The 2012-nt window shown below is 75.1% G+C and carries 3 protein-coding genes; all 3 read right to left on the minus strand.

Going from position 1 to position 2012, the window contains the following annotated elements; genetic code table 11:
* Positions 1-312: NAD-dependent epimerase/dehydratase family protein (locus ACTUAL_RS18890; RefSeq protein WP_440901194.1), on the minus strand; the 312-nt coding region annotated here is incomplete at its 3' end.
* Positions 313-491: 179 nt separating this feature from the next.
* Entirely contained in the window at positions 492-842 is a 351-nt protein-coding gene (locus tag ACTUAL_RS18895) for an STAS domain-containing protein (protein WP_440901195.1), read from the minus strand.
* A gap of 193 nt (positions 843-1035) precedes the next feature.
* The coding region (locus tag ACTUAL_RS18900) for a GAF and ANTAR domain-containing protein (protein ID WP_440901196.1) at positions 1036-2012 on the minus strand (977 nt) is incomplete at its 5' end.

The raw sequence follows: 2012 nt of genomic DNA on the forward strand, positions 1-2012 counted from the left end.
CGCCTCGCGCGCGGCGGCGAACACCCGGCCGCTGCCCGCGACGTTCGTGCGGAACAGGGCCTGCTCGTCGTGGCCGGGCTGGATCTTCCAGGCCAGGTGCACCACGGCGTCCGCGCCGGAGGCGATCTCGGCCAGCTCGGCCTCCGCGCCCTCCTCGGCGAGGTCGACCTGGGACCAGGCCACCCCCTCGGCCGGGCCGAACGCGGGCCTGCGCCGCGCCACCCCGTGCACGGCGATGTCGGGCTCGGCGGCCAGGCGGCGGAGCAGGGCGGTGCCGACGTTCCCGGAAGCGCCTGTGACCACGATCCTCATGGCGGCCGGTTACCCCCGCTCGGGTGGCCTATCCGCGCGGGCCCGGTATTCGTTGTGGGAGGGATCTCCGGGCCCGGAGCGCCGGACGCCCCGGTCGCGTCCACCGGGCGGATCTCGCTCGTCGGCGGTGCGATCGGGGCGCTGCTGTGTGGGGTGGTGCTGGTCGCGCGCTGATCAGGTCAGGCGCTGACGGGGGTGCGCAGCGACGCGCACGCCTCCGGGACGCTGGTCATCGGCAGCAGGACGGGGTCCAGGCCGCTGAGCGTCGTGGGCCTGCGGACGGCGCGCTGGTCGCTGACCACCGCCCACCGCACGTCGGCGGTCTCGGCGGCGGCGGTGATCTCCACCAGCACGCCGAGCACGGCGGCCGAGCAGAAGCTCACCCCGCCGAAGTCGATGATCAGGGCGGGCGGGGTGTCGGCCACGGCCTCGGCGAGGCGGTGGCGCAGCCGGTCGGTGACCGCGCCGTCCAGCTCGCCGATCGCGGTCACGACGGTGACCTCGGAGCTGGAGCTGGCGGTGATCGTCACGGGAGCGGTGCTATGTCGGGTGGTGAGCACGATGGGCCTCCTCTTCGGGACGAGGACGGCCGGCGGTTCGAGCGCGCCGGTCTGCCCTGCCCCGCGTGCTCGTCGTGCGGGTGGGTGGACCGCGGCTGCTAGTTGAACCGCTACCCCTCCGACGGTACTCACCTCAGCCCTGAGCGCAACCACCTGGGCGCGATCAGCCCCGATCGATCTCGTCGTGCCTGGTGGTGAGGGTGCGGGCGAGGTCGATGAGCTTGACGTTCAGCTCCTGGGAGGTGCGGCGCAGCAGCACGAAGGCCTCGTCGGCGCCGATCCCGCGCCGGGTCATCAGGATGCCCTTGGCCTGGCCGATGCCGTCGCGGCTGTCGACGGCGCGCGCCAGGTCGGCCCGCTGGAGGTCGGCCAGCTCGGCGACGCGGGCGTGCGCGAGGGCGAGCGAGGCGTGCGTGGCGAGCAGCAGGGCGGTGTGCCGGTCCGCGGCGCTCAGGCCGCAGGCGTCGTGGGAGTAGATGTTGAGCGCGCCGGTCAGGCCCTCGCCGGGGGTGGGGAGCAGCTCGGTGGAGATGATCGCGTCGTACCCCTCGTGGTGGGCGGCCCTGGAGAACGCGGGCCAGCGCTCCTCGGCGCCCAGGTCGTCGCTGGCGGCGAAACCGGGGCCGTCGGGGACGGCGGCGTCCAGGCAGGGGCCGGACCGGGCGCGGTACTGGACCTCGTCCAGGGACACGGCGACGGGGTGGGTGCGCACGGGGGTGGAGAGGCGGCCGTCGCGGTCGCGCAGGGTGATGCTGGCCAGGTCGGCGCCGCTCACCAGGCGGACGGCGGCGTCCACGACCTGTTCGAGGGTGCCCAGGACCGTGGGGGCGCCCAGGAGGCGGCGGGTGAGGGCTTCGAAGCCGTCGTCGAGCTGGGTGCGGCCTACCTGGGCGCCGTCGAGGTGAGCTCCGTCGAGGTGCGCGCCGCCGGGCTGGGCGTCGCCGGGCTGGGCGCCGTTGAGCCGGGCGTCACCGGGCCGGACCTCGTTGGTCGGGTCGTCCGCGGTTGGCGTGCTTCGGGTGGTCGCTGTGCGCGGGTCGATGTGGTGCCCCCCTGCGTCCCGGTGCGGGTCAGCGGCCACCTCACCGCAGGGGCGGGAGCGGGGGATAGCAGCGCGGCCGAACGGGTGGCTGCTGTGAA

The organism is Actinosynnema sp. (assembly GCF_052038725.1).